The sequence below is a fragment of the Mucilaginibacter limnophilus genome (assembly GCF_004005815.1).
GTDB classification, from domain to species: domain Bacteria; phylum Bacteroidota; class Bacteroidia; order Sphingobacteriales; family Sphingobacteriaceae; genus Mucilaginibacter; species Mucilaginibacter limnophilus.
In genome coordinates this window covers 161,229-182,595 of the sequence record NZ_SACK01000006.1, presented here as the reverse complement: position 1 = coordinate 182,595, position 21,367 = coordinate 161,229, and the positions used below count along the sequence as shown (strand labels likewise).

The window sequence follows — 21,367 nt, the reverse complement described above, 5'->3', positions numbered from 1 at the left end:
TATTTTCTCTACCTATTCCTTTATCACATTCCCTGCGGCAAACCGCAGGGAATTTTTGTTTAATATTTTCAATGACGGATTTACTCCCATTAATTCAGATTGATTGCACAAGCAATTCAAATCTATGATACACCAAACCCAAGTTAAACGTATCAGCATGATATCGCTTAAAGTAATTGATGTTGGCGCCGGTTTTGGTTTAACAAAGGCTTAACCCTTGATTTCGCCAACAAAAAAGGCCCCTCAAACGAGGAGCCTTGATATGATAATGCTCAGTTGGTTATCCGTTAATCACCTTGTCGGCAACGTTGGTTAAATTTTCAGGAGCGTCAGGATCGGCTTTGATCTTTTCAGCGTATTGTTTCGCTGTGTCTTTATCTTCTTTATAATAATACAGTACCATTAAGGCGAAATTGCGGTAGTATTCTTTACCTGCATCATCAGCAATCAGCTTATATGCTTTTATCTTGTCAATTAAAGCGGTTGATTGCTCTTCGGGTGCTATACCTTCGGCATTGTCAATTACTATGCTGGCAACATCGTATATTTTAAGGTTAAGCGCCGTACCATCATTCACCAACGATATAAACTCTTTAACACCGTTTTCATTTTTCTTGTTGATAAAAGCATATTTAACTTTTACTTTCCGGGTTTCCAGTTCAGCTTCCTTAGGAATGTATTTGGTAAGCGTTGACTTATAAATATCGAAATCCAATGTTTCGCCTTTTGAAGCCTTGTCAAACGCTAACAAGGTAGCCTTACGCTTAAACTCCGCATCAAAATCCTCATCGGTCCATTGCATTAAGGTTTTAACCTGTGCCTTATTTTTTAGCAGGTAGGCCATTTTCTCGTCAGGTATGGCGCCGCCGTAATCAAATACAAGTGTTAATACATCTTTGCTCAGCCAGTTATGCGCCGGATTATTTACATAATCAGTAATAATCTTTTCAACATCTTTATCTTCCATCTGTTCAGCTTTAGCAGCCCATGCAGCCAGGGCAGAAGCGGAAAGCTGCCCTGCGGCCGCTTTTGCCTTAACTGTATAATACTGTTTGGCCGGATCAACAGCTTCTTTACCCAGCGCAATCAATTCAGGCGCCTCAAGGGCCCCTACCGATTTGTGCAGTAACTTACCGTCGCCGTCAATAAAAAACAGTGTAGGGTAAGCAGTAACCCCAAAGTTTTCGGCGATGGTTGGGCCTTCACCTTTTTCCATATCAATGGCCGCGTTTATAAAGTTGGCGTTGTAATAGGTTGCTACATCGCCATGAGTGAACACATTTCGCTGCAGGTATTTGCAAGGGCCGCACCAGGTGGTATAAGCATCCAAAAACAAAATTTTATGCTCTTTTTTGGCCATGGTCAGTAATTCTTTCCAGGTTTTATTTTCCTGGAAGGTAATGCCTTCAGCAAAGCTGCTGTGGGCAACAAGCATGAGCAGCATAGCACCCAATGCTTGTTTAATAAGTTTAATCAGTTTCATTTTCGTTAAAATATTTTATATAATATTCCGCTTATTGATAAACGTACCCAATACCTGATAATGAGTATTTTATCGGTCCCGCTACTATTTTCCGGGGAAATATTTTTTTACAAGCGGCCCAAATTCGGCCAATTGCCTTGCAAAAGTAAGGTCGCTATCCTCCATAAAGTGATCATAATTTTTATATCCTTTTGCAAATGCCATATCAAGAGTTTGAATAACCTTGACGGCATTTTTTTGGATCGAATATGCGCAGGCAAGATTATAATAGCAATCGGCACTGTTAGGCATTAAATCAATTGATTTGTTAAACGCCCCGATAGCCGGCGCTATCTGTCCTGAATACAAATATGAATAACCCAGACCGGTATAAATCTCTTCGGTTTGTTTAAACTCCAATGCTTTTTTATAATAAGTTATAGCAGGCAAATAATCATTAGCCATTGACCGGTAAATATTGCCTGTGTAGTTATATATCTCAGCCGAGTATTGCGGGTATTGCTTTATCAAATCAGTATAATACAACACTGCTCTTTCAGCACCCTCTTTATAAAAGTATATACCTCCTACCTTGGCAAAATAGTCGGTGGGCGTAGTGGTTAATTTACTTCCCTTAGTAAACTGTACAATTGCCAGGTCATAGTACTTATTTCCTGTCTGTTTATCGCCTTTTTTATCTGACTGATAACCCCTCGAATAATTTACGTTAGCTAAATGCCAATAATAATCTGAGTCGATGCTATCTAACTTAACAGCTTTTTCAAAATACATTGCGGCTTTATCAAGATCTTTTTTGCCATGAAATATCATACCCATCGCATGATAAGGATCAGGATCATTGGGGTCAAGTTGTATGGTCTTCTCATAATATGGAATTGCCTCATCATACATATCCTGCATTCGATACATATGGCCAATGTTGTAATTTGTTGTAAGGTTATCCTTATCCAATTTATAAGCCTTCATATAATATGGAAATGCTTTATTATACTGATTACTTTTGATATACATACTACCCCAACCCTGGTATGCAGGTATATATCCCGAATCAATTTCAATTGCTTTAGCGTAATATTTTTTAGCTAGTACCGTATCTTTCAAACTGGAATATGTATTACCTATGTTTGATTGTATGTAAGCTTGCCCGGGGTCAATCTCAGCAGCTTTTAAGTAATATTGCAGTGCCTTTTTAAGGTCTGTTTTATGATAAGCAATACCCATGTAGTTATAAGCTTCGGCTTCTTCAGGATGCTTTTTAGCCACATCCGTAAATACATCCATTGCTTTAGTTCTATTACCCGTTTTGTTGTAAAAATCACCAAGCAATAAATGCCCGGCTACATCATCAGGGTCTGCCTTGTAAGCTGCTAAATACTCTTTTTCAGCTCCAACAGTATCTTTTTGCAGCAGTAGCTCATCAGCCAGATTGCGGTGCGCCAGCGCAACTTCAGGGTTAGCCTCAACGCCTTTTTGCAGATAAAAAATGGCGCTGTCAGGCTTATTTATCTTAGCAAATAAATAAGCAAGCCTTCTATATGTCCAAGTATTGTTTATATTGCATTTAAGGGATTTTTTTAAGTATGATAAAGCTAATTGTGTATAGTGCTTAGCGGTTGGCTTGCCCAAATCAATCGAATCGATAAAAAGGCTTCCCAAATTGCCATTAGCCGTACTTTCACAGTCGTTAATTTTTAAAGCTTTATAATAATAGTATTTTGCAGAATCAATATGATTTAAAGTATGATGTACACTTCCAAGATTTTGGCTTACAAAGCTGTTAAGTGTATCAAGCGCGAAAGCTTGTGTATAATACTGTAAGGCAAGATTGGTTTTACCATTATCAAAATAATAAAGGCCAAGCCCGTTTACCGGATAAGCCCATTTCGGTGCAAGTTGTATAGCTTTTTTGTAGTAGTATTCACATGAATCATCATCCAAATCTGCCAACAACATTCCCATCATATTATAATTATAAGCCGCATTTTTATCAAGAGCCATTGCTTTACGGGCGTATTTTACACCTTCACGAAGTTTTGTTTTGTTTTCGCTGTTATTAACAGCAGCGGCCTTTAAAAAATAGAGTTTAGGATATACAGCTTCAAGCAATGTCGGTTCATCCTTCAGTAAAGTGGTAGCTTTTTCCATCATTTGCGCTGCTTTACTAAAAGTGGTATTCACTACCATCTTCATCTTGCTTAACTGCCGGGCACCTTCAGGCAATATTCCTTTATCTACTTCACCTCCCTTGATGTTATCTTTTTTCATCCGCTCTTCCAAAGAATGTAATTGTGCAAATCCTTTACCGCTCAGGTAAAGGTTGATTTTTTGCTGGCCAAAGTCGAGCAGTTCGCCAGCTAAATCATACCGGGCATCTTCGGTAATCGTGTTATTGGGCCATTGCTTCAGCATCTGGTCGTAAAATGTTTCTGCGGAGTTTTCACCAATAAGCGTTTCGGCCTTTATAGCCGCTATAAACTTATTATATACCGACAGCAGCACGGTATCAACTTTAGCACCAGCAGCACCGGCTTTACCGCCAGTGGATTTTTTATTTATAGCAAGCATTTCGCCTGTGCCCGAAAGTTTGGATAACTCCTTATTTTTTACCCATGCTTCGTATGAGTTTTTATCTACAACAGATATAACCTCCGAGTATTTTTCAACCGGTTTAAATACAGGCCGCTGTTCTTTTTTAAAGTACAGCATAGCATCCTTGCGTACTTTATTACGCACCCAACTGCTCAACTCTTCAAACTCAACTTTACCGTTGTTGTTAGCCGCCTCGCCTTCTATGTCGGCAGCGCCATACAAGGCATCTATTAAATAATATGTGAACAAGCCATGGCCATTACCCACTTTTGAATGTTCATATGATTCGGTACCTGCTTCAGTTGAAAGCATTTGCAGTTCGCCCGGATAGATGGCATTTGGCTCAACCGCCAGCTCAACAAATTTTTTTAGACCAGCAACGCCTCCGGGGAGTTCATTGCTGCGGCATGCATCAAGTATCAGTATAACTTGTACCCCTTTGCGTAATGGTGGCAATACAAGCCCTTTTTTAAGATAATCCATATTAAGGGCAGTAGCCTTATAGAGGTTAGGATCATTTTGCGGATTACAGTCATACGTCAGCAGAAAGTAGTCATCCTCATAAGCATCACCATGACCTGAAAAATAGATGAAAAGCCGGTCGTTTTCGGTAAGATTTTTTTTCTTTAACCAGCCTTGCGCCTCTGTTAGCCATGGCAGCCACTTTACTTCGGCATTCTCTTTAAAAAAAATATTATCATTCAGTTTAAGACCACCACCCGCCGGCGACATTAAAAAATCCCTGAACAGTTCGGCATCTTCAGCGCCATATTGAAGAGGCTTTATATACGGATAAGGTGTAATTCCGGCTATTATAGCATAAGTATTTCCTTTTACAGATGTATTGGCACCTGTTGTTTTAGCATTTCCAAACCCTTTGATACCTTCTTGTGCCCTGGAAGGTGTGATAAGGTTAGTTATTAGAAAAAAAATGCAAAAGCTTATCTTGAAAATGCGGGTGCAGTAAAGTCTGAAGCGGTTCATGATAAAAGGCAGGTTTAACGATCATCATTTAACTTAAATGGGGATGGTATAAAACAGCACCGGGAAGCGTTTGCTTCCCGGAACTTAGCAGAATTAATTAACTGTTATGGCCACAGGCTCCAGGTATAAACATAACCGGTTTTTGGATAGACAGGCCCCCATGTAAGATAGCTGCCATCATCAAACGATGCCTTAGCATACAGCTTTGTAGTACCGGGTACTGCACAGGTTGTAGTTTGATAGCCCGGCGCAAGAGATACCCTGAACTCGCCGTCAACAAACACATCCAGATAATAGCCGGTATAATTTTTTACAATAATATCACTGTAGCTGGCGCCGCACTCGTCGCCACGTTTAGCAGCCGGCTTACCTTTTACGTTTTTAGGTTTTTTAAGGGCTGCTACTTCTTCAGATTTTTCGGTAGAAGCTTTAGTTTTAATTTCTTGCTTTTTAGCTGATTGCGCCGAAACATTGGTTACGGTAAGCAGCGCAAACGCAGCACTTGCAAATAAGGTTAGAATTGCTTTTTTCATTTTGTTTTGAGGTTTATTATTTTACTAAACTATTTAATTTATACAGCCTGAAGAATACCCACTTGTGAGTATTTTTTGTTTATTATTTTTTTATTAAAAATCGAGGCTATTTCCCGACATCCTCAGGCTATAAGCTTCCCTAACTATCAGCTTCACAGAAACATGCCTCATTATCACGATGTAAAGCTATAGCCTGATTAGCCATAAAAAAATACTTATTCCTGAGTATTTTAAACCTTGCCATATTGTTATACTTTAGGAGCATAGTTTAACCACGCTGTAACGGCAGTATTTCACAGACTTTATTACATGAAAACCAAACTTCTCACAATTGTATTAGGGCTTATTTTAATAACAAAGCCTTTTGCATCACTCGCTCAAAAAGCTTCTCCTGATGTGCTTGAAAATGTACTGAGCGCCGTAGTAACAGTAGGTGTTTTTGAAACGGGCGCTGCAAAAAAATCGCTTGGCTTTAGAGGAAACGCGTCTGAAATGGCATACGCCAAAATGCTCGACCTAAGCGGTGCAAGCGGCTCAGGATCTGGGTTTATCATTACTTATAACGGCAAGCCATATGTAGTTACCAACGCCCATGTTATTGAACAGGCTGCCGATACCGACGGAAGCATTTATGTGTACAGCATAAACCGCTCGAAATATAAAGCAAAAGTTATGGGCGGTGATTCATTTTACGACATTGCCGTGCTTGAGTTTATTGACAAGCCGAGCGAGGAGATAAATACCATCGAGTTCAGGGCTGAACCTGCGCGCGTAGGCGAGCCGGTTTATGCGGTGGGCAATCCGCTGGGCGAATATCCTTATTCTGTTTCTGATGGCATCATCAGCGCTAAAAACCGAGTACGTGGCGGACTGACAGGCAAGTTTGGATTTTTGCAAAGTACCGCAACCGTTATATGGGGCAACAGTGGCGGTCCGCTGGTTGATGTGAATGGAAAGGTAGTAGGTATTAACTCACAAATAGCTTTTGCTAACCAGGGCAACAGCAGCATATGGCAACCGCAAATCAACTTCGCGCTTGAGGCGCAGCTATCAAGCCGCTTGGTAAACGATATTTTAACCAACGACGGACTGATAAGCCGTTCGTATTTCGGCATCGAACTGGTACAGAAGAAGCTGCCTTATCCACCCGGGACACAGCAGTACGCCTATTATTCCCGTATGTATGAAACCGATGATCTGCCCCTGCTTAAAAGCGTTGATGCCGCCGGACCTGCAGCCACATTAAAAGCTTTTGAAGGCGCGCAACTAAAAGCTATAAACGGTGAACCTGTACGTAGCCTTGAAGAAGCTTTAGGCGAATTTGAAAGAATAGCGCCCGGCAAAGAAACCGAGTTTACGCTTATAAAGAGCGGACAGGTAAGCAAAGTTAAAGTAAAAGGCGGCGTACTTAATGAGGATAACTCGGCACGGATTGGTAAAGCGTTTCTTGACCAGGGTGGCTTTACATACAAAAACGCACCCAACCAGTTTTTGGTTTCCACAACTGCGCAACAAAACGGAAGCCAGTTCAGCACTGTGAGCAACAGTGGTGCACAGGTTATTCCTGCCGGAAATTTCCAGGTGGTAGGTATAGGATTGCTTGACGAAGGATATGAATCGGTTTGGCGCGTTGCCAACCTTGCCGACGTTGGTACTGCCGCACGGCTTACAGGCATGACAGGCGTTGTCGATATGGTACTGCTAAGGGCAGGCGCCGATCCGCAAAAGGAACAGAATTATTTTAAAAAGCGCATAGGCTTATCAACAAACGATAAACTGGTACAGCAAACGCTGTGGTACTAATTGCAACCGAACATCATGCTGAAATACTTATTTTATAAAGACACTTTTTTTGCAACCACCGCCGTGTTTGTTGTACTGGGCCTGCTGGCATTTGTACCGCTTAATTTTCACATACTCGATCCGTTTAAAATGGCCATGCGCGATTTTAATTATAATGATCTGGCATGGTCGGAGATGGGCAAAGCAGAAAATCAAGGTATTGACAAAGATATTGTTGTAGTAAATATCGGCGATGCCGCAAGGCCCGAAATTGCAGCCATCTTATCAAAAGTTTGCGCCGGTAAACCAAAAGTTGCAGGTCTTGATGTATTGCTTGAAGCACCTCGCGGGCAGGAAGCTGACAGCTTATTGCAAAGCGTCATAAAAGCTAACAATAATATCGTTTTGGCCAGCCGCCTCACAGGTGAAGAGGATAACGAAGAATATAAGTCCAACCATTTCGCTACCGGAACAACTGCGCAGGGCTTTGCCAATTTCGCAGGTGAAAAGTACGGCGTGATGCGTCATTTTGTGCCTGAGAGGGAGTTTGACGGCCGGAAGGTTGAGTCGTTTGCTTCGGAAATAGTTAAAAAAGCTGATAAAGTTGCTTACAATGAATTAATCGGGCGCGATCATAAGGCTGAGGTGATCAACTACTCCCGCAAAGCCGAAAACTTTTTAGTTATTGACGGCGCCGAACTGCTTAACAACAGCGATATCGAAGTCTTTTCAAATAAAATAGTACTGGTGGGTTATACTTCCAATGATCCGAATAACATATTGGATAAGCACTACACGCCTACGAATAACATAGTAACCGGTCGTGGCGTACCTGATATGAACGGGGTGTTTATCCATGCAAACATTGTGCGGATGATTATCAAAGGTAATTACATTTCACATCCGCCGGCCTGGTTTAACTGGCTGCTGGCATTTGTTCTTTGCTGGCTGCACATGGCTATATTTATTTACTTCTATATCCACAGGCACATCTGGTTTCATTTGGCAGCTAAGGCGGCACAGCTTATACTTACTATATTCTTCATCTACCTTGGCCTGCTGCTGTTTGCTAAAGCCGATATCCAAATAAACATGACGCCTACCCTCGCGGTAGTGCTGCTGGCTGTAGATGTATTATACTTTTACGAAGCTTTTGTAGTGTGGCTTCAAACTAAGACACGGTATAAATCAATATTCCATCATGAAACGCATCACTAAATACCTGGCCATATTTTTTGTTTTGTGGAATACCGCCGCTATGGCGCAAAGCGCCTCGCCCCACTTTCTGGTGTATTATGTAAAGGGGAAAGGCACGCTTAACAAGGCAGGTCAAATATCAGCGTTAAAAAAATCTGACAACCTTTATCAGGCTGATAAAATAACTGTAGCCAAGGGCGGCGAAGTGATGCTGCTGTGCGCACAAAACAGTTTGATAAAAGTAACTGCGGGCAGCTATGCGGTGAAAAATCTGATAAGCAGATGTAAACCTGACGGCGAGGCGTTTACCGCGGCGTACTTCCATTATATATGGCACCAAATGTCGCACCATCATGAAAAAGTAGAGGACAACCCTGAAAAGTTCATGAAAACAGCCGGAGCCGTAGCACGCGGCAAACAACCTGTTGAACTGGCACTGCCTGTTGATACTATTTACTATTCATCAGGAGCGCTCAATATTAACTGGAAAGAGCAAAAACTGTTGTTTAAGCTTTATGCCGACAGCTTGGCGCAGGTTACTGAAAAGACAATCAATCTTGAAAAAACATTGCCTTTTGGCTCTGTTGCTGCAAGGCTTGAACCCGGTTCATACCTGTGGCAATTGTGCCATCCGGATGGTAAAGAATGCGGCAGTTTGAATTACCTTGAAGTTATTGAGAAACAATCGTACAACGAACGGGTAATCAGCATACTCAAACAGGTAATAAAAACCACAGATGCCGAAACCGCCTTTATGTCGGGCTTCTTGCTTGAGCAACACCACTTTTTAGCTGAAGCAACTAAATATTACAAACAGGCCGCCTCACTTGATCCATCAAATAAAATATATACAAATACATATTATCGTTTTTTATGAATCCCCCCTTTCTTAAAGCACAAAGCATAATGCTGATTAGTGCACTATTGCTATCAAGCTGTGCCGCATCAAAATACTCTCCGATGAAAACCAGGGAAAGTATTAGCATGGCACCCAAAAACCAGGAGAATGTAGCTAACTTTGTTGGTGTACTAAAAAAACAGGGCGCCCCTACCCTTGCAAGTCGTGGCAGAGATGGCCGCGGACCGGCTACCGGTTTGGCTACATCACTTATCGGCCTGGGCACATCAGCGCTGAAGCAGATGATCGACAAGCAGAAAAAGAAATATACCGCCGAATGGAAAGACGGATTGAATGACCTTTACTTTTACGATCAGCTTTCAACTCAGGGACCGTTTGACCCGGTTGGCCTGCAGTTCAATGGTTTCAGGCTTGAGCGTAAAATAGTAAACCAGGGCTCGGGACCAGAACTGGCCATGCTGCTTGATGTTGAACTGGCTACCGATACCGCCAACATTTACGAAATGTTTAACAACGCCGTATTTAAACTGAAACTGAAAGATATCCAGATCAATTATGCCAAGGCAAAAATACCGCAGGGCAAAAGCACACTTAATGTAGATATTGAGGTCACCTTCAATACCTCATATGTAAATAACAGCGGCAACCTGTTCAAAAACGTCGAGCTTGGCAAGTTTTTTCTGCGCTTGCGTGACGCTCCTCTCGACAAATCATCACCGGGCTACAAAGAATACTACGCGAAAAAAATCGGTAAACAGCTTGAAGGCTGGAGCTTTTTGGTACCGCGCTCGTACGGTTACCGTTTAAATGAGAGCGGCCAGATGGAAGAATCGTACAGCCAGGGTGCATATTCAATAGCCGTAAAAGTTACCGAAAGCTCGAAAAGCGATTTTGTTACGCAGATGATCATTGACAACTCAAATTCGATGATTGATTCAGGAGCCGATCAGGCTAAAAAAACAGCCAAGCAACTACTTGATAAATAAAATATTTCAAAGGCATTCCACCCAGGGGTGCCTTTTTTCTTTTGACACCTTGATACCTGCTTCGTCACAAATTGGTCAGTTTTTACGAAGAGCTTGTAACCATTGGCTTTACAGAAAGTCTTACAATCAATCGTAACAGTAAAAAAATACTAAAAACACACTGATTTACGTTTTCTGATATTATTTTTGCGGCTGAATATGAGAGCTGGGGTTATATTTATCTTATCACTTTGTTTCCTGTTGCTTAGGGGGTACAATTATACTTATGCCCGTGTGCATCACGATAAGCTTTCTTATTCTCCTGCCCCCGACGTTACCCGCACACAAAAAGTTACTCCCGTAGATATTTCTAAAGCTACTACTGTAAAAAAAAGCAGCAAGTTAAACACCGACAAAGATTTTATCTTCAATATTGAAGACGATGACGATAACTTTGTATTTGCCCGGAAATATGTATTGCTGGCAAACTGGGTTTCTATTCTATCCTGCATTTTTCTTTTAAGTATTCGTCCCGAGCATTTAAAAGAGCGACTACCTTTCGGCAGGTATTTATCAGGTAATTCATCTCCAAAATATATTGTACAGCGCGTTATACGCCTGTGATTTGTAATATGCATCAGCTGCAGGGACTATATTAATATTCCCGCGGATGTGTATTAACATCCTTTTCGTTTCTGTATACCTTTTCGGTTTATAGCGCACAGCTGATGCTACTCTCTCTTCTTCGGAATTTCTATTCCGAACCACCGGATCGTTTTTAATCATTTCTAAAATATAATGAACAGAATAGTAGTGTTTGTTTGCCTGGCGGCAATATGTTATTTGCCAGGCTGTACATCAAAAAAAGAAGAAAAGGAAGAAGCCGCCACGTATGCGGTTACCAACCCTGTGTCTGTAGACACATCCATCACAAAAGAATACGTTTCGCAAATACGCTCGGTGCGCAACATCGAGATCAGAGCGCAGGAAAAAGGCTATCTGCAAAATATTTATGTTGACGAAGGCCAGTATGTAAAAGCCGGCCAGGTTTTGTTCCGGATAATGCCAAAGCTATATGAGGCCGAAGTGGCGAAGTCGCAGGCTGAAGTTAAAGCGGCTGAGATAGAGCTGCAAAACACCAAGGCGCTGGCTGATAAGAACATCGTCTCAAAAAACGAACTGGCTATGGCGCATGCCAAGCTCGATCAGGCAAAAGCAGAGACGAACCTGGCAAAGTTGCATTTATCATTCACCGAAGTAAGGGCACCGTTTGATGGCATAATTGACCGTATTCCGCTGAAACTGGGCAGCCTGGTTGATGAAGGCGAACTGCTGACAAGCCTTTCAGACAACAGCAATGTATATGCTTACTTCAACGTATCTGAACCGGAATACCTCGACTACGAAACAAATGTAAAAGACCGCGGCGACGGCAAAGTACGCCTGCTTTTGGCTAATAATCAGCCACTGAAATACAAAGGCGATGTTGAAACCGTTGAAAGCGAGTTTGACAACGAGACAGGCAATATCGCTTTCAGGGCAAAATTCCCTAACCCCGACAAGCTTTTACGTAACGGCGAAACCGGCAAGGTACAAATGACAGTTCCGCTTAAAAACGCGGTTATAATTCCGCAGAAAGCCACTTATGAGCTGCAGGACAAAATTTATGTTTTTGTGGTTGACAAAGACAACAAGGTACACTCGCGTAACATTGTGGTAAGCCATGAAATGCCCGACCTGTATGTAGTTGGCAGCGGCATTACAGTGAACGACAAGATTCTGCTTGAAGGTGTGCAGAAGGTAAGAGATGATGATAAGATAACCAGCAAGTACCAAAATCCTAAAGAGGTAATGGCCAACCTGCAGTTAAAAACCGAATAGTTATTAAAAAGAGAATTCAATGTTTAGTAAATTTATAAGCAGGCCCGTCCTGTCTATAGTGATATCGCTTATCATCCTCTTTCTGGGGGTGCTGGCTATCACACAGCTGCCGGTAACACAGTTCCCGTCAATATCGCCGCCTAAAGTGAATATTACGGCCGAATATCCGGGCGCTAACGGCGAGCTGATGATCAAAGCGGTGGTAATTCCACTTGAAAGGGCGATAAATGGTGTACCGGGCATGAAATACATGGCATCCGACGCAGGTAACGATGGCGAGGCTACCATTCAGGTTGTATTTAACCTTGGTACCGACCCTAACCAGGCATCGGTAAATATCCAGAACCGTGTGGCATCGGTGGTAAATAAGCTGCCGCCGCTGGTTGTACGTGAAGGTGTTAAGATCACCCGTGAAGAATCAAACATGCTGATGTACATTAACCTGTACAGTAAAGATCCGCATACCGATGAGAAGTTCCTTTTCAACTTTGCCGACATAAACGTACTATCGGAATTAAAACGTGTTGATGGTGTAGGTGTTGCCGACATTTTGGGTAACCGAGAATATGCTATGCGTATATGGCTGAAACCCGACCGTATGCTGGCCTACAAAATATCTGCCGAAGAAGTGCTGAAAGCGCTTGACGAGCAGAGTCTTGAAGCATCGCCGGGAAAAACGGGTGAAAGCTCGGGTAAGCGTTCGCAGGCATTTGAGTATGTACTGAAGTATCCCGGCAGGTTCAGCACTCCGGATGGATACAAGAACATCATCTTAAAATCGAGCCCTAACGGTGAAATACTCCGACTTAAGGATGTTGCCGATATTGAATTTGGCAGCGCATTTTACGACTTGTACTCAAACCTGAACGGCAGGCCGTCGGCAGCTATAGTATTAAAGCAATCGTACGGCAGTAACGCCAGCCAGGTAATTAAGGATGTGAAGGCAAAACTGGCCGAGATCAAAGCAAGCTCATTCCCTAAAGGGATGGATTACGAGATAAGCTACGACGTTTCGAAATTTCTTGACGCTTCGATTGAAAAAGTGATCCACACACTTGTTGAGGCGTTCATACTGGTTGGTTTGGTAGTATTCCTTTTCCTTGGCGATTGGCGTTCAACGCTTATACCGGCCATCGCGGTGCCGGTATCGCTAATCGGTACGTTCATGTTCATGCAATACTTCGGCATCACGCTTAACCTGATCACGCTGTTCGCGCTGGTGCTGGCTATTGGTATTGTGGTGGATAACGCCATCGTAGTGATTGAGGCGGTGCACTCCAAAATGGAAGAGAAACATCTTTCACCATATAGGGCTACTAAAGAGGCGGTGCACGAGATTAGCGGGGCTATCATCGCTATCACGTTTGTAATGGCAGCGGTGTTTATCCCGGTGGCGTTCATGTCGGGACCGGTGGGTATTTTTTACCGGCAGTTCTCCATCACCATGGCGACATCCATTGTTCTGTCGGGTGTTGTGGCGCTTACGCTTACGCCTGCCCTTTGCGCCATGATGCTAAAGAACAACCACGGCAAGCCACGTAAAAAAACGGTTATTGATAAAATACCTGAAGGCTTTAACAGGTGGTTCAACGGCATTTCGGACAGGTACCGGAAGCTGCTTGGCAAAATCGTAAACAGAAGGGTTGTCACCTTTAGTTTGCTGATAGGTTTTTGTTTGGGTACATGGCTGCTGAACAATACACTGCCATCGGGCTTTATCCCGAACGAAGATCAGGGCATGTTCTATGCGGTGATCCAAACACCGCCGGGCTCATCCCTCGAGCGTACCAACCAGGTAGCCGAGCGTCTGCAAAAAATAGCTGAAGGTATAGAAGATGTGCAGTCTGTATCGTCACTGGCAGGTTATGAGATCCTTACCGAAGGTACAGGCGCCAACTCAGGCACCTGTCTGGTTAACCTTAAAAGCTGGGAAGACCGTAAGCATTCGGTTCAGGAAGTAATGAAAGAACTGGAAGAGCGCTCTAAAGATATTACCGGCGCCACTATTGAGTTTTTCCAACCACCCGCAGTACCCGGCTATGGCGCCGCAGGTGGCTTCGAGCTGCGTTTACTGGATAAAGCTGGTACAGGCGATTTCAAGAAGATGGAAGCCGTGAGCCGAGACTTTGTTGCCGAGCTAAGCAAACGGCCTGAGTTGTCGTCGGTGTTTACTTTCTATAGCGCGAGCTTCCCTCAATACATGCTGCGGATAGATAATGATATCGCGCAGCAAAAAGGTGTTACCATTGAAAACGCCATGAACACGCTATCAACACTTGTAGGCAGTAATTATGAAACAAGTTTTATCAGGTTCGGTCGCCAATACAACGTAATGGTGCAGGCGCTGCCGCAATACCGTTCGCAACCTGATGATGTGCTGAAGCTGTATGTGAAAAATGATCGTGATGAAATGGTGCCGTTCTCTTCATTTATGAGGCTTGAGAAAGTTTACGGTCTCTCGGAGATCACAAGGCACAATATGTACAACGCTGCCGAGATCAGCGGCGCGTCGGCACCCGGTTATAGTAGCGGCTCGGCTATTAAAGCAGTGACTGAGGTAGCTAAGAACACCCTGCCGAGAGGTTTTGGTATCGACTGGGCAGGTATCTCAAAAGACGAGGTATCGCGTGGTAACGAGGCTGTTTACATCTTCCTGATCTGCCTTGGTTTCGTTTACCTGATACTTGCCGCGCAGTATGAGAGCTTCCTGCTGCCGTTCACTGTTATCCTTTCGCTGCCTGCCGGTATATTCGGCGCGTTCCTGCTGCTGCAGATACTTGGCCTCGAAAATAACATTTACGCGCAGGTGGCTATGGTAATGCTCATCGGTTTGCTGGGCAAAAACGCCGTACTGATAGTGGAGTTTGCCGTGCAGAAACACAAATCGGGCTACAGTGTACTAAAAGCGGCCATTGAAGGCGCGGCTGTTAGGTTCCGCCCAATTTTGATGACCTCATTCGCTTTTATCGCCGGCCTTATTCCACTGGTGTTTGCCTCAGGGCCTGGTGCTACAGGTAACCGCACCATCGGTTCGGCGGCTGCCGGGGGTATGCTATTGGGTACCATTTTCGGTGTGATCATCGTACCGGGACTGTACTACATATTCGGCAAAATATCCGAGAAATATACCCTTATAAAAGATGAGGAAGAAGAACCGTTAACTGAAGAAATTGATCAATATGTATAGATCCAGCATATATAAATGCCTAATAATGTCGGGTATTGTTCTGATTATGGCGGGCTGTAAAGTGCCTTCCATTGAGCAGCGTGCTGCAAACAGAAACGTACCGGCCACATATAATAACAGTCTTGATACCGCCAATACGGCGGCTATCAACTGGCGAAACTTTTTTACTGACCCTAACCTGATAAACCTGATAGATACCGCACTGAAGAACAATCAGGAACTGGCGGTAACCTTGCAGGAAATAAACATGGCAAGGAACGACATCAGGGCAAGACGCGGCGAGTTAATGCCGACAGTAGGTGCCCGTATTGGTGCAGGAGTTGAAAAGGTGGGCCGCTACACCAGCCAGGGCGCAGGCGACGCCTCTACAGAAATTGAACCGGGCCGGGAAGTACCCGACCCGCTGACCGATTTCACCGCGGCAGTATATGCCAATTGGGAAGTGGATATCTGGAAAAAACTGCACAATGCCAAGAAAGCGGCTATTACAAGGTATCTGTCAACCATTGAAGGTAAAAACTTTGTGCTTACCAACCTGATAGCTGAAGTAGCGAACTCATATTACGAGCTACAGGCTTTGGATAGCCAACTGGCTACTATCAGGCAGAATATCGACTTGCAAAAACGGGCGCTTGAAATTATTAGGGCGCAAAAAGAAGCCGCGAAGGCAACAGAACTGGCCGTACAGAAGTTTCAGGCAGAGGTTTTAAAATCGCAAAGTTTGGAATATGATATTCTTCAGCAGATAAAGGAAACAGAAAACAGGCTTAACCTGTTGCTGGGCCAGTATCCGCGGGAGATCATCCGTAACAAAGGTGAGTTTTTAAGTGTTACGCCTGCTACTGTTGCAAGCGGTATCCCATCGCAACTGCTGGCAAATCGCCCGGACATTAAGAAAGCTGAGCTTGAGCTGGCTGCCGCCAAACTTGATGTTAAAGTAGCCCGTGCCGAATTTTACCCGTCGTTCGGTATCTCTGCAGCATTAGGCTTTCAGGCGTTTAAGCCATCGTACCTGGCGAAGTTTCCTGAGTCGCTGCTGTACTCGCTGGCCGGTGATCTTGCAGGTCCGCTTGTTAACCGTAACGGTATAAAAGCCGAGTATTACAATGCCAACGCGCGCCAGCTACAAGCCATGTTTGATTACGAGCGTACTATCCTGAACGCTTACCTTGAAGTAAATACGCAGTTATCAAACATTGAAAATCTGCAAAAAAGCTACGAGCTGAAAAGCAAACAGGTTGACGCGCTCAACAAGTCGATTGATATTTCAAACGACCTGTTTAAATCGGCACGTGCCGATTACCTGGAAGTACTGATGACCCAGCGCGACGCCCTTGAAGCAAGGCTTGAGCTGATAGAAACCAAAAAAGAACAAATGACAGCCGTAACCAACGTGTACCGCGACCTGGGCGGCGGCTGGAAATAGTCATTAATTAAAAAGGGCATACTTAACGGTATGCCCTTTTTAATTAGATGGAATATAAAATATTATTGCGTATAAGCAGGTTGATTAGTTTTATGCGCTTGCGTAACCCTGAATTTGTCGCCAAACAGAAGCACCGATAATATTTTGTTAGAACCGCATAATAGCCGCAACAACACAGGGAAACTTAATCCGGTAATTAGCCCGACCAATATTTGTAACGGCATATTTGATATCGACAGCTTTGCAAACAGCACCCGGGGAGCAACAGCGCCGAATATATGAAACAGGTATATACTATAAGAATAATCCCCAAGCCATATCAGCTTACTGTTTTGATAGCCGGCATTTATCATCAATAGGCAGGTTGTAGAGCCTACAGCGAAGGTTAAAAGATTTACAATGCGGGTATCTAATTCAGTATTGAAATAATATAACTGACAGCTTAAAGAGCACACAAATATTACAGCAGCTACATTGATAATTTGCTTTTTAATTTCATCCGTTTTAAAAATTACATCATAAAATCTTTTAAAAGATAAGCCCAGAATAAAAAAGGTTAACAAAAAAGGCACCCTGTTTAAGCTGAAATAATTTACTTTATACGGAAATAATACAAAAATCAACAAGCTTATCGCCAGGCAAATCATCGTAGATTTTAAGGTATTGAACACCTTGAAGTTTTCTAAAACGGTGATGATTATAAACACGATCATCATTCCCTGCAGAAACCAGAAATGCGCATATGGGTACACATAGATACGCCATATATCGTCAAGGTTGTGCCTGTGGTTTGTTCCCGGAATGATATACTGCAAAAAGTAAAACATAGTTGCCACAACAACCAGCGGAATTAATAAGCGGTTTACCTTGCCGAACAAAAATTTGGAGTTTGAATTGAATTTATACACCGGCTTGTAAGCATAAACAAAGCCGGAAATAACGGTGAACAATGGCATGCGCATGTATTGAAACATGTAATAAATATACCTCCAAATAGAAGTGTCGGCTACTTTAAGCCCGTTATCGGCACCAGATCCGATCACGTGGCCTAATACCATTAAAATTATAGCAAGCCCCCTTAGCGTCTCTATAGTGAGATCCTTATTAACTTGACCGGTTTTCATAGTGTAGTAGTATTAAAAACATATCTGCAATGACGGGCAATCGTCCAGCTCGATCATTTCAAATAACTCTTAAGCCATAATCAGTCGGCTCGAAACAAGCGCAAATTGTAAAAATCGTTTTTATCATCCCGAGGCATTTTTTCTTTGATACGTAGATGAGAAAAAGTGTGAATGAAAAGAGAAGGAAATTGATACAGATGCCGAAACAAGATAAATGGCATCATAACTGTGCCAGCAGTTAACACATTCGCAATAAAAATTAACAAAATTTTATTAGCGTAATTTCATTTGATGACAACACAACAAAGCCTCTTACTGGAAACTAAGAGGCTTTGAAAGTTTAGCATAAAGGCACATGTTTATCTGATCAGCTTTTATCCAAAACCTTTTCGGCTGTTTCGGCAATCTCAGGCTCAACAATATTCCTTTTAGGAAAATTGAAAAGAAGCGAAGTAAGCACCGGAATAACAAATATGGCAACAGTAAATATTGATACAATAAGATCGGTTTGCTCACCTTCAATGGCGTGCGATACAGGACTTTCAGGGTAAAAGTGGGTAAACAGTGACGATGTCAACTTAATTCCCAAAACACCGATCACTATAAAAGCAACAGTTTCAAGAAAGGTAAACTTCTCCATTAATTTAACAAACGCCTGTGCCACAAAACGCATGGCTAATATCCCTATAAATACGCCTGTGTAAATCAGGAAAAGGTGATCGGTAAACGCTACGGCAGCAAATACGTTATCAATGGAAAAAGCAAGGTCCATCACCTCAACTAAAGCTACGGTTGCCCAAAATGTACCAATTACGCCAACCGTTGACTTATAAAACCAGTTTTGATTTTTGTCAACAGATTCCTCTTTGTCGTCGCCGTCTCCGGCTTTGCCTTTAAAGTAGCTGAAGGCAAGGTAAAGCAGATACAAGCCGCCAAGTGGTTTTAACCACCAGATTTTTACCAGCCATGCAGCAAGCAGCAGGCATATACCTCTGAAAACGTAGGCTCCAATAATGCCATAACGCAGGGCCTTACTCCTTTGCTCTTTAGGCAGATCAAGCACCATGGTAGCCAGTACCGCGGCATTGTCTACCGAAAGCAAACTTTCGATAACTATCAAATTCAGGATGATAAGCAAGCCGGCTTTTATATCCTCGCCCAGCAAAGTGTGTATAAAGTCCATTTTTTATGTATATCAGTTAGATAAAGTGAGGTTTGATGTGTTACAATTTTGCTAAATAATATCGGTATTCAGCATGGTTTTTAAAATATTAGCCTGGGCATCAAACCCGGCTATGTTTTGCAGGAAGTTTATGTTAGATATCTTTTTATAATTTTCGGCAAGCAGTGATTTTACTTCAGCAGGTATGCTGATACGTGTTATAGCGGCACTGGCTTGTAACCGGTCGTTTTTATCCTGTAGTTCCTGTATAATGCGCGCATTGCGAGTTATGTCGGTAGTAAGGTCAATATCGCTTAACTTGCTGATATCACAAAACAGGAAAAGGTTGCGCGACGGATAAAACAGGAAATACATACCATGGTCAATAAACTTATACACCTCAACAACCAGGTTGGCAGAGCTTAGGCCGCAGTAAAACTCCGTACGAAAGTCGTGCTTGCAAAGCTTGCCCATAAGTTTCCGCTCAATTACAGCATATGCGTTGGTGTACACTTCCTCCTGAACATAATCAGTTAGTTCAGCAAGCAAATTGGCAGATATCTGAAAGAAGAAATCTTCAGCATAACGTGCACTGAATGCGTTAATGTTTTTTGCGAAAGGATATTCCTGTAAGTCTTCGCTTAATACCTGATACAGCCTGCGTAAGGATGTATTTATTTTAAGGGCTTGCCGCTGTTTATCATTATTAAACTCGCTTTCCTTGTAATCGCTGTTTTTTATATTGTTTATCAGTTCGGTATTCAGCTGTATCTCGTCAAAAAACAAGCCTACATTGCGCTCGTTTATCTTCTTTATCTTTTTTAAAAGATCAATAACAGACTGCGTAAACTGCAGGTGAAAAAGTTCGAGACTATTTACATCAAGCTCAGGGTTAGTTTCATATAAACGGTGAATAACCTGGGTACGCAAAAAAATTTTGTAAACTATCTCATCCTCAAAAAATGCCGAGAGGAGTTGCAGTTTGCTTATGATCTTATTTGATTCACGTAATATCGGGTTATCATCCATCCTTTAATTCATCAACTAACGTTTGTAACGTTCTTCCGCAGCTCGGTTTCAAGGGTTTGCAGCTCGGTACTTAACACTTTACGGTTTTGCGTACCCTGCTCGTGTATCTGTTTAACCTCGTTAAGCGTTTCTATCAACGATTGGGTAGTACGTTTTAACGTATCTAACGACACAACTGTTTTTTCGTTTTCTTTTGCCACTTCAATACTGTTTTGTTTCAGCATATCAGCGTTCTTTTGAAGGATGGTGTTAGTAGTATCAGATATTTTTTTCTGCATCTCCACATTAGCCTTTTGCCTTTGCAGGGCCACAGCAATGGTAAGCTGATTCTTCCAAACAGGAATAGTAGTGGTTACTATTGATTGTGCCTTTTCAGCTATCGAGGTATTATTGTTTTGCACTACCCGTATCTGCGCTAGCGATTGCAGCATAATAAACCTCACAATCTTCATATCAGCCAAACGTTTATCAAGACGGCTGTTAAATTCGCGCAGGTCGGCAATCTCATAGTCGTTATAAGCTGATGGGTTGGCTTCCATTTCGGCAAGCTTATCACCAAGCTCTTTATGTTTTATCTGGCCGGAAATAATAAGCTCTTCCATCTGTTTGATGTACTCAACATTACTGTCAAACATGGTTTGCAGGGCGCTGTTATCTTTAAGGGCGTTTAAACGACCGGCTTTTACCTTGTTGGTTATCTTGTCAACGTTGTTTATAACCAGGTCATACTTCTGAAACAGCTTTTTTGCATCAAAAACCAGCTTTTTCAAAAACGGAATTTTTGACAGGAACGATGTAAACCCGCTTTTTTCAAGCTCATCAACGTCAATATAATTAAGCTCGGTAAGCAACTCGTTTATTAAACCACCTACTTCGCCTGCATTTTGTGTACGTACCGACGAAAGGAACTGGTTACTATACCTTTCCATAGTAGCCTGCACCGCGGCGCCGTAATTCAATATCGAATTTGAATCGGCAGGGTTAAGGTCTTTGCTTAAAGCCGAATATTTTGCTTCGTCTTCGGGTGTTACCTGGGTAAGGTCGACATTACCGTCTTTATCAATAAGCCTTACCGCTGCTGACTGGATAGCAGGAAGATCGGCGTTTGGAGTAGGTTCCATATTGCTGATGAATTTGTTGTTTAAGGTTAGATGCAAAAAGCGCCT

The 21,367-nt window shown here is 42.6% G+C and carries 15 protein-coding genes; 8 read left to right on the top strand and 7 right to left on the bottom strand.

Translation table 11 applies throughout. The annotated features are described in order from the left end of the window. Window positions 1-280: 280 nt before the first annotated feature. From EOD41_RS14315 to EOD41_RS14305, 3 genes are all read right to left on the bottom strand, one after another. Window positions 281-1,483 (bottom strand): thioredoxin family protein, encoded by a 1,203-nt coding sequence (locus tag EOD41_RS14315; RefSeq protein WP_127706089.1) that lies wholly within the window; start codon window positions 1,481-1,483, stop codon window positions 281-283. 84 nt (window positions 1,484-1,567) lie between these two features. After that, a complete protein-coding gene (locus EOD41_RS14310; RefSeq protein ID WP_127706087.1) occupies window positions 1,568-5,056 on the bottom strand; it encodes a tetratricopeptide repeat protein in 3,489 nt (1,162 codons plus the stop codon). A 104-nt stretch (window positions 5,057-5,160) separates the two neighbouring features. Further along, complete coding sequence (locus EOD41_RS14305; RefSeq protein ID WP_127706085.1) at window positions 5,161-5,589, bottom strand: hypothetical protein; 429 nt, start codon at window positions 5,587-5,589, stop codon at window positions 5,161-5,163. Window positions 5,590-5,898: 309 nt separating this feature from the next. Between EOD41_RS14305 and EOD41_RS14300 the strand changes: the two genes are divergently transcribed. The 8 genes from EOD41_RS14300 to EOD41_RS14265 all read left to right on the top strand — a co-directional run bounded on the left by EOD41_RS14300 (window position 5,899) and on the right by EOD41_RS14265 (window position 16,886). Further along, the gene (locus tag EOD41_RS14300; RefSeq protein WP_127706083.1) at window positions 5,899-7,392 is read left to right on the top strand and encodes a S1C family serine protease; all 1,494 of its coding nucleotides are present in this window, start codon (window positions 5,899-5,901) and stop codon (window positions 7,390-7,392) included. 15 nt (window positions 7,393-7,407) lie between these two features. Continuing rightward, window positions 7,408-8,589 carry a CHASE2 domain-containing protein gene (locus tag EOD41_RS14295; protein ID WP_127706081.1) on the top strand — a complete coding sequence of 394 codons (1,182 nt, stop codon included), beginning with the start codon at window positions 7,408-7,410 and terminating at the stop codon, window positions 8,587-8,589. Then, window positions 8,573-9,445: a hypothetical protein gene (locus tag EOD41_RS14290; protein WP_127706079.1), complete on the top strand. Its 873-nt coding sequence runs from the start codon at window positions 8,573-8,575 to the stop codon at window positions 9,443-9,445. The genes EOD41_RS14295 and EOD41_RS14290 overlap by 17 nt, the downstream gene beginning before the upstream one ends. 83 nt (window positions 9,446-9,528) lie before the next feature. Further along, window positions 9,529-10,413 carry a hypothetical protein gene (locus EOD41_RS14285; protein ID WP_127706077.1) on the top strand — a complete coding sequence of 295 codons (885 nt, stop codon included), beginning with the start codon at window positions 9,529-9,531 and terminating at the stop codon, window positions 10,411-10,413. A gap of 198 nt (window positions 10,414-10,611) precedes the next feature. After that, entirely contained in the window at window positions 10,612-11,016 is a 405-nt protein-coding gene (locus EOD41_RS14280) for a hypothetical protein (protein ID WP_127706075.1), read from the top strand. A 174-nt stretch (window positions 11,017-11,190) separates the two neighbouring features. Continuing rightward, on the top strand, window positions 11,191-12,273 hold the full coding sequence (locus tag EOD41_RS14275; RefSeq protein WP_127706073.1) for an efflux RND transporter periplasmic adaptor subunit: 1,083 nt from the start codon (window positions 11,191-11,193) through the stop codon (window positions 12,271-12,273). Window positions 12,274-12,292: 19 nt separating this feature from the next. Further along, the gene (locus EOD41_RS14270; RefSeq protein WP_127706071.1) at window positions 12,293-15,460 is read left to right on the top strand and encodes an efflux RND transporter permease subunit; all 3,168 of its coding nucleotides are present in this window, start codon (window positions 12,293-12,295) and stop codon (window positions 15,458-15,460) included. 25 nt (window positions 15,461-15,485) lie between these two features. After that, window positions 15,486-16,886 carry a TolC family protein gene (locus tag EOD41_RS14265; RefSeq protein WP_240663411.1) on the top strand — a complete coding sequence of 467 codons (1,401 nt, stop codon included), beginning with the start codon at window positions 15,486-15,488 and terminating at the stop codon, window positions 16,884-16,886. A 62-nt stretch (window positions 16,887-16,948) separates the two neighbouring features. Here EOD41_RS14265 and EOD41_RS14260 read toward each other — a convergent pair whose 3' ends face one another. The 4 genes from EOD41_RS14260 to EOD41_RS14245 form a co-directional block, all read right to left on the bottom strand. Beyond that, window positions 16,949-18,010, bottom strand: a complete 1,062-nt coding sequence (locus tag EOD41_RS14260; protein WP_127706067.1) for an acyltransferase family protein — start codon at window positions 18,008-18,010, stop codon at window positions 16,949-16,951. Between the two features lie 367 nt (window positions 18,011-18,377). Beyond that, on the bottom strand, window positions 18,378-19,193 hold the full coding sequence (locus EOD41_RS14255; RefSeq protein WP_127706065.1) for a TerC family protein: 816 nt from the start codon (window positions 19,191-19,193) through the stop codon (window positions 18,378-18,380). Between the two features lie 51 nt (window positions 19,194-19,244). After that, window positions 19,245-20,201 carry a hypothetical protein gene (locus EOD41_RS14250; RefSeq protein ID WP_127706063.1) on the bottom strand — a complete coding sequence of 319 codons (957 nt, stop codon included), beginning with the start codon at window positions 20,199-20,201 and terminating at the stop codon, window positions 19,245-19,247. Window positions 20,202-20,212: 11 nt separating this feature from the next. Then, on the bottom strand, window positions 20,213-21,322 hold the full coding sequence (locus tag EOD41_RS14245) for a toxic anion resistance protein (protein ID WP_127706061.1): 1,110 nt from the start codon (window positions 21,320-21,322) through the stop codon (window positions 20,213-20,215). Window positions 21,323-21,367 lie beyond the last annotated feature (45 nt).

Bases quoted from the DNA above. Each gene is read 5' to 3' on its own strand.
- EOD41_RS14250 (WP_127706063.1), bottom strand. From the start codon at position 20,201: ATGGATGATAACCCGATATTACGTGAATCAAATAAGATCATAAGCAAA.
- EOD41_RS14295 (WP_127706081.1), top strand. From the start codon at position 7,408: ATGCTGAAATACTTATTTTATAAAGACACTTTTTTTGCAACCACCGCC.
- EOD41_RS14260 (WP_127706067.1), bottom strand. From the start codon at position 18,010: ATGAAAACCGGTCAAGTTAATAAGGATCTCACTATAGAGACGCTAAGG.
- EOD41_RS14270 (WP_127706071.1), top strand. From the start codon at position 12,293: ATGTTTAGTAAATTTATAAGCAGGCCCGTCCTGTCTATAGTGATATCG.
- EOD41_RS14275 (WP_127706073.1), top strand. From the start codon at position 11,191: ATGAACAGAATAGTAGTGTTTGTTTGCCTGGCGGCAATATGTTATTTG.
- EOD41_RS14300 (WP_127706083.1), top strand. From the start codon at position 5,899: ATGAAAACCAAACTTCTCACAATTGTATTAGGGCTTATTTTAATAACA.
- EOD41_RS14290 (WP_127706079.1), top strand. From the start codon at position 8,573: ATGAAACGCATCACTAAATACCTGGCCATATTTTTTGTTTTGTGGAAT.
- EOD41_RS14280 (WP_127706075.1), top strand. From the start codon at position 10,612: ATGAGAGCTGGGGTTATATTTATCTTATCACTTTGTTTCCTGTTGCTT.
- EOD41_RS14255 (WP_127706065.1), bottom strand. From the start codon at position 19,193: ATGGACTTTATACACACTTTGCTGGGCGAGGATATAAAAGCCGGCTTG.
- EOD41_RS14310 (WP_127706087.1), bottom strand. From the start codon at position 5,056: ATGAACCGCTTCAGACTTTACTGCACCCGCATTTTCAAGATAAGCTTT.
- EOD41_RS14315 (WP_127706089.1), bottom strand. From the start codon at position 1,483: ATGAAACTGATTAAACTTATTAAACAAGCATTGGGTGCTATGCTGCTC.
- EOD41_RS14245 (WP_127706061.1), bottom strand. From the start codon at position 21,322: ATGGAACCTACTCCAAACGCCGATCTTCCTGCTATCCAGTCAGCAGCG.
- EOD41_RS14285 (WP_127706077.1), top strand. From the start codon at position 9,529: ATGAAAACCAGGGAAAGTATTAGCATGGCACCCAAAAACCAGGAGAAT.
- EOD41_RS14305 (WP_127706085.1), bottom strand. From the start codon at position 5,589: ATGAAAAAAGCAATTCTAACCTTATTTGCAAGTGCTGCGTTTGCGCTG.
- EOD41_RS14265 (WP_240663411.1), top strand. From the start codon at position 15,486: ATGTCGGGTATTGTTCTGATTATGGCGGGCTGTAAAGTGCCTTCCATT.